8 protein-coding genes are annotated in these 6,136 nt (G+C 70.7%); all 8 read left to right on the top strand.

The genetic code is table 11. The features are described from left to right. Positions 1 to 227: 227 nt before the first annotated feature. On the top strand, positions 228 to 2,222 hold the full coding sequence (locus tag FHG89_RS00875) for a TIGR03960 family B12-binding radical SAM protein (protein ID WP_139581988.1): 1,995 nt from the start codon (positions 228 to 230) through the stop codon (positions 2,220 to 2,222). A gap of 110 nt (positions 2,223 to 2,332) precedes the next feature. After that, on the top strand, positions 2,333 to 2,641 hold the full coding sequence (locus FHG89_RS00870) for a type VII secretion target (protein ID WP_167517317.1): 309 nt from the start codon (positions 2,333 to 2,335) through the stop codon (positions 2,639 to 2,641). 42 nt (positions 2,642 to 2,683) lie between these two features. Then, entirely contained in the window at positions 2,684 to 3,418 is a 735-nt protein-coding gene (locus FHG89_RS00865; RefSeq protein WP_139581986.1) for a hypothetical protein, read from the top strand. Between the two features lie 20 nt (positions 3,419 to 3,438). After that, entirely contained in the window at positions 3,439 to 3,849 is a 411-nt protein-coding gene (locus FHG89_RS00860) for a YbaB/EbfC family nucleoid-associated protein (RefSeq protein WP_139581985.1), read from the top strand. Then, on the top strand, positions 3,846 to 4,208 hold the full coding sequence (locus FHG89_RS00855; protein ID WP_139581984.1) for a YbaB/EbfC family nucleoid-associated protein: 363 nt from the start codon (positions 3,846 to 3,848) through the stop codon (positions 4,206 to 4,208). The genes FHG89_RS00860 and FHG89_RS00855 overlap by 4 nt, the downstream gene beginning before the upstream one ends. Then, positions 4,205 to 4,399 carry a hypothetical protein gene (locus tag FHG89_RS32695; protein WP_167517316.1) on the top strand — a complete coding sequence of 65 codons (195 nt, stop codon included), beginning with the start codon at positions 4,205 to 4,207 and terminating at the stop codon, positions 4,397 to 4,399. The genes FHG89_RS00855 and FHG89_RS32695 overlap by 4 nt, the downstream gene beginning before the upstream one ends. Before the next feature lie 115 nt (positions 4,400 to 4,514). Next, a complete protein-coding gene (locus FHG89_RS00845) occupies positions 4,515 to 4,955 on the top strand; it encodes a hypothetical protein (RefSeq protein WP_139581982.1) in 441 nt (146 codons plus the stop codon). A 10-nt stretch (positions 4,956 to 4,965) separates the two neighbouring features. Then, a partial coding sequence (locus tag FHG89_RS00840) for a hypothetical protein (protein WP_244295072.1) occupies positions 4,966 to 6,136 on the top strand: 1,171 nt, incomplete at its 3' end.

Genomic DNA, 6,136 nt, shown 5'->3' with positions numbered 1-6,136 from the left:
AGATGTGTATAAGAGGTACGGGTGGGGAGGTCGGCTCGTCGGCGACCGCCGGGTCCCGCTCCGGCTCCGCGCCCGGGGTGCTCCCGTCGGCCGGCCGTGCTCCCGGCTGGGGCTCCGGCATCGCGGCAATCTCCTCTCGCGCCGGTCCGAGGTTAGTACCGCGCCGCCACCACCGCGATCGGGCGTGCGCGCGGTCACCGCCGGACGAGCGCGTACCCTTGGGCATCATGAGTGCCCCGTCCACGACGCCGCGCGCGGCCGCGACCAATTCCGTCTGGCCCCGGCTGGAGCCGCTGCTCCCTCAGGTTTCCAAGCCCATCCAGTACGTCGGCGGCGAGTTGGGCGCGGTGGTCAAGGACTGGGACGCCGCGACCGTGCGCTGGGCGCTGATGTATCCCGACGCGTACGAGGTGGGCCTGCCCAACCAGGGCGTGCAGATCCTCTACGAGGTGCTCAACGAGCTGCCCGACACCCTCGCCGAGCGGACGTACGCGGTCTGGCCGGACCTGGAGAGCCTGATGCGCACGCACGGCGTGCCGCAGTTCACCGTCGACGCGCACCGGTCGGTCCGCGAGTTCGACGTGTTCGGCATCTCGTTCTCCACCGAGCTGGGTTACACGAACATGCTCACCGCGATCGACCTGGCCGGCATCCCGATGCTGGCCGTCGACCGCACCGACGCCGACCCGGTGATCGTGGCCGGTGGGCACGCCGCGTTCAACCCGGAGCCGATCGCCGACTTCATCGACGCCGCCGTGCTCGGTGACGGCGAGGAGGCGGTCCTGGAGATCACCGCGATCGTCCGGGACTGGAAGGTCGAGGGCTGCCCCGGAGGCCGCGACGAGCTGCTGCTGCGGCTGGCCCGCACCGAGAGCGTGTACGTGCCGCGCTTCTACGACGTCGACTACCTCCCCGACGGGCGCATCCAGCGGGTCGTGCCGAACCGGGCGGACGTGCCGTTCCGGGTGCACAAGCGCACGACGATGGACCTGGACGCCTGGCCGTACCCGAAGAAGCCCCTCGTGCCGCTGGCCGAGACGGTGCACGAGCGGTACGCGGTGGAGATCTTCCGGGGCTGCACCCGGGGTTGCCGGTTCTGCCAGGCCGGCATGATCACCCGGCCGGTGCGGGAGCGGTCGATCACCACCGTCGGGCAGATGGTGCGCGAGGGGCTGGAGTTCTCCGGCTTCTCCGAGGTGGGCCTGCTGTCGCTCTCCTCGGCGGACCACTCCGAGATCGGTGACATGTGCTCGGGCCTGGCCCAGCAGTACGAGGGCACGAACGTCTCGCTGTCGCTGCCGTCGACCCGGGTGGACGCCTTCAACATCGACCTCGCCCAGGAGCTGTCCCGCAACGGGCGGCGTACCGGCCTGACCTTCGCCCCGGAGGGCGGGTCGGAGCGGATCCGCAAGGTCATCAACAAGATGGTGTCGAAGGAAGACCTCATTCGCACCGTCGTCACGGCGTACAGCAACGGCTGGCGGCAGGTGAAGCTGTACTTCATGTGCGGCCTGCCCACCGAGACCGACGAGGACGTCCTCGAGATCGCCGACATGGCCCACGAGGTGATCAAGGCGGGTCGGGCCGCAACCGGCTCCAAGGACATCCGCTGCACCGTCTCCATCGGCGGGTTCGTGCCGAAGCCGCACACCCCGTTCCAGTGGGCGCCGATGGAGCGTCCGGAGGTCATCGACCACCGGCTCAAGATCCTCAAGCAGGCGATCAACTCGGACCGCTCGCTGGGCCGGGCCATCGGTTACCGCTACCACGACGGCGAGCCGTCGCTTATCGAAGGGCTGCTCTCCCGGGGCGACCGCCGGGTCGGCTCGGTGATCCGCAAGGTGTGGGAGAACGGCGGCCGGTTCGACGGCTGGAGCGAGCACTTCTCGTACCAGCGCTGGGTGGACGCGGCGGCCGAGACGCTGCCGACGTTCGGGGTGGACCTCGACTGGTACACCACCCGCCAGCGCGACGAGTTGGAGGTCCTGCCCTGGGACCACCTCGACTCGGGCCTGGACAAGGACTGGCTCTGGCAGGACTGGCAGGATTCGCTAAGCGAGTTCGAGCAGGACGACTGCCGGTGGACGCCCTGCTTCGACTGCGGCGTCTGCCCCTCGATGGACACCGAGATCCAGATCGGCCCGACCGGCCGCAAGCTGCTCCCGCTCACTCCGCTGGGCGGCAACGGCATGAAGGTGCCGGTGGCCGGCAACCCCGCCTGACCGCCCTCGCAGGGCAGCGCCGGGTGCGCTGAGCCGCTACCCTCCATATCCGACACGTCACCCACCGGGTCCAGGCCCGGTGGGTGACCGGCGTTGGCGCGGGAGGCATGGTGTCCGAATTCTCCATGAACACCGGCAAGCTCGGCGAACTCGCCTCGGAGATGTCGGGGACGGCGGAGTCGCTGCGGTCTGGTGTGCTCCCCACAATCGAATACCTGCGGCTGCCCTCCGGGGCCGCGCCGGCGTTCGACGCGGGGTTCTCCGCCGCGTACGACGAGATGCACGAGACGACCACGCAGGCCGTGTCGGCGCTCGCCGCCGCGCTCGGCGAGGTCGCGCAGGGGCTCGGCCGGGTCGTCCAGCACTACCAGACGATGGAGCAGCGGCACGGCCAGTCGTTCGATACCGCTCTGGACTGAGCAGAGGCCCGGTTCTTCTTCAACGGCACACGGGGGTGAGCTGTGACGGACAACGTGGTGTCCGGCGCCGACACGGCCAGCACGATCGGCCTGGAGGCGGTCATCATCGGCCTGGGCGGGACGCTCGCCGTGGCCGCCGAGCCGTCCGGCGCGGGGGCCCTGGCGATGGCCTTCGTCAGCCCGGTCGCCGTCATGAACATCCGTAGCTGGGCGCCGTTCCAGGAGGCCGACGACAAGTGGACCGGCCTCGCCGAGGAGTTCTCCGCCCTGGCCGGCCGGCTGTCCCGACTCCACGGCGAGGTCGACGGGCTGTGGAAGGGCGGCGGCGCCGAGGTCTTCAAGAACTTCCTGACCACCAAGGTGGTCGAGCCGCTGGACGCGCTCAAGGAACTGGCCATCACGACGTCGTCGGGGTGCAACACCGTCGCCGACGGGCTCGAGACGCTCTTCTGGGCCTGGTCGGTGGGCACCGGCCTCGCGATCGTCGGCTGCATCGCCGCCAACACCGCAGGCCCGGCCGGCCCCGCCTTCAAGTGGGCGGTCATCGGCAGTTGGGCCGCGTTCGTGACCGCCATCATCACCGCCATCGTCGGGCTCATGCAGGCCATGCGGGGCGCGAACAGCGCGATCGGCACGGCCGTGGCCCAGCTCAAGCGGGGGTTCGAGCTGACCGGGGACAAGGTCGACGCCGAGAGTGCCCGGATCGGGGACCGCTACCGGGAGATCGTCAGCGACCCGGAGAGCTGGAACAAGGAGATCGTGGTACCGGGCAACTGAGTCCAACGAACGGAGCAGTGATGAGTGATGCCTACCGCAGGGCCGTCGACTCCGTCCGGGAGGTGACCCGCACCGAGGCGTACGAACCCGCCCTGCGTCGCGCCGAGGAGGCCACCCGGGACCTCGTCGCGATGGTCGCCGAGACCCGCGACCGGACGTACGAGGGGACCGACGAGACAGGGACTATCGTCGCCGTCGTCGACGGGGCGGGCGAGGTGACCGACGTACGGATCAGCGCGCGGGCCGTGCGGGACCTGCCCGCCAACCTCCTGGGCCCGCACTGCCGCCAGGCGGTGACCGCGGCCCGGCTCTCCATGGCGCAGACCATCCGGGCCGGTCTCGACGACGTCGTGACGGATCCGGTCGACTGGGACGCCGGCGCGCGGGATCCGCTGACCGTGTGGCGCGACGCGACGAGGGGGCTCCGATGAGGAGGGTCGACATCGCACAGTTGGTCACGGAGGTGACCGCGCTGCTGGAGACGGCCACCAGCGAGACCGGGCAGCTGGCCCGGGAGGAGTTCGTCGGTACCGCCGCGGACGGCATGGTCACCGCCACCGTGTCCGGCGCGAAGGAGCTGCTGGACGTCTCCGTCGCCGCGCGGGCCCCCCGTACGGTGGACAACATCACGCTCGGCGAAGCGGTCGTGGAGGCTGTCCGCGCCGCCGAGGCGCTCGCCGACGAGCGTCGGGCGGAGATCATGTCCGGCCTGCGGCTGGGAGGTGTCGACGTCGACACCTTCCTCGCCGATCCGATGTCGCTGGTGCCCCATGGGAGGGACGGACGATGAGCCCCGACAAGGCCCGTGTGCTGGTGGTGATGCTCTCGGTGATCGCCGTGATCCTCGTGGGTCTGGTGGTCCTGCAGGTCGTCCAGGTGATGCGGGACGAGGCGGCCTGGAGTGGCGTGGCCGTCCTGCTGGCTCCGTTGGCCCTGGTGGGGATCGGTATCGCGCTGCTCGTCCCGCAACTGCGTCGCTGACATCGACAGTGGTGGTTACGATCAGCGACGGCTGGGGCTGCCCCGACGTGGCCGCACTCGATACGCTGCGTCTGACATGGACCGGCCCGGTGGGTCGGGAACGGGGAGGAATCGCATGGGGGACATTCCGCCGCCGAACACCGGCGATCTGCACGTCAGCGTCGAGGACCTGGACGCGGCGGCCACCTACATCGAGCGTCTGAAGCAGTACGTCGACGACACCATCAGCTACGAGATGGAGCGCGTCAAGGAGCGGATGAAGGGCGACAGCAACAACGCCCAGACCGTTCCGAACGGCACCCCCTTCGGTGCCTTCGAGGACGCCCGCATGCAGTGGCAGGCGCTGACGAAGTCCACTGCCAACATGGAGGCGCACCTGACGACGCTGTCGCAGAAGCTCGCCGCGCTGAAGAAGGGCACCGAGGACATCGCCAAGGCGTTCCGCGACACGGAGGCCCGCAACGCCGCCAACGGCAAGGAGATCGAACGCCTCCTGGACTCGGCGGCGCCGCCGCCCACGGCCAGCGGCGCACCCACCTACCCGTACACGGCCTGAGGGGGACGACATGGCTGGAGGAACCTGGGAGCGGTGCGTCCGCGAGGTGACGCTCTCCGCGGACCCGGACACGGTCGGTTCGGTAGGGGTGGGCTGGAACAACCTCTCCACCGGTCTGGGCTATCTGCGCGACGCGCTGGTCGGCCGGTCGTTCGTCGGTCCGATCGCGACCGGCCAGGAGCGCCCGCACGTCGGCGGGCTGCCGGCCATGCTCGCCGGTTGGAAGGGCAGCGGCGGTGACGCGTACCGCGAGCACCTCGGCGAGATCGGCAAGCAGATCGAGGAGCTGATCACCGACGCGAGCAACGTCAGCGGCGCGTTGACGCGGATCGAGGGGGACATCCGCAAGGCGGTCTCCACGATCCCGATCCCGCTGATGGACGACTTCGGCTGGAACGAGTGGAGCCTGCCCAACGGCACCGAGCTCGACGACTCCCGCGACGGCGAGAGCACGTCGGGGTTCCTGGCCGCGCTCCGGCAGGACTACCAGAGCAAACCGGCGTCGTACGCCGACGGCGCGTTCCGCGACAAGGCCGACGACCTGGAGGCGACCATGAAGGTCGACGGTCAGGCCGGTGACCAGAAGCGGGGCGGCTGGTGGGACACCAAGTCCCACCTGGACAACTGGTACCGGGACAACCAGCAGGCCGCCAACACGGCGATGTCGCCGCTGCCCAAGGCGGTGTACACCGAGCGTCCGAAGCTGGTCGTGCAGGACCCGGGGGGCAACACGGACACCTACCGACCCGACGACCGGGTGCCGCCGACGGGCCGCCCCGGCACCGGTGACATCGGCGGCAACGGCAACGTCGGTGTCGGCGGCAGTCCGGACATCGGCAGCCGGCCGCCCGGCATCGGCGACACCGGCGGCGGCCCCACGTCCAGCGTGGGCCCGTTCTCCCCGCCGACGACCGGTGGTCCCGGCGGCTCGCCGACCGGGAACGACCCGTTCAATCCGCCGTCCACCGGCTACCCGGGTGGCGACGAGGACTACAGCAGTGGCCTGGCCGGCGCCTCGCCGGGTGGCCTCGGCAGCGGGTACGGCGGTGGCGGCCGGCGGTATCGGGGCCGGCGGTGGCGGCCTGGGCGGCGGCGGGTGGCCGCTGCCGCGCGCCGCGACCGCCGTGGTCGACGTCGACCTGGCCGATCTCCTCGCCGGTGGCGGGGGATCGCACGGGTGC

Source organism: Micromonospora orduensis (assembly GCF_006228125.1).
Taxonomy (GTDB): domain Bacteria; phylum Actinomycetota; class Actinomycetes; order Mycobacteriales; family Micromonosporaceae; genus Micromonospora; species Micromonospora orduensis.
Note: the sequence above shows the minus strand (reverse complement) of the source record. Positions and strands in the feature narration are given on the sequence as shown.

Excerpts from the sequence above, each read along its gene's own strand:
- FHG89_RS00860 (WP_139581985.1), top strand. The coding sequence starts at position 3,439 with ATGAGTGATGCCTACCGCAGGGCCGTCGACTCCGTCCGGGAGGTGACC.
- FHG89_RS32695 (WP_167517316.1), top strand. The coding sequence starts at position 4,205 with ATGAGCCCCGACAAGGCCCGTGTGCTGGTGGTGATGCTCTCGGTGATC.
- FHG89_RS00845 (WP_139581982.1), top strand. The coding sequence starts at position 4,515 with ATGGGGGACATTCCGCCGCCGAACACCGGCGATCTGCACGTCAGCGTC.
- FHG89_RS00875 (WP_139581988.1), top strand. The coding sequence starts at position 228 with ATGAGTGCCCCGTCCACGACGCCGCGCGCGGCCGCGACCAATTCCGTC.
- FHG89_RS00855 (WP_139581984.1), top strand. The coding sequence starts at position 3,846 with ATGAGGAGGGTCGACATCGCACAGTTGGTCACGGAGGTGACCGCGCTG.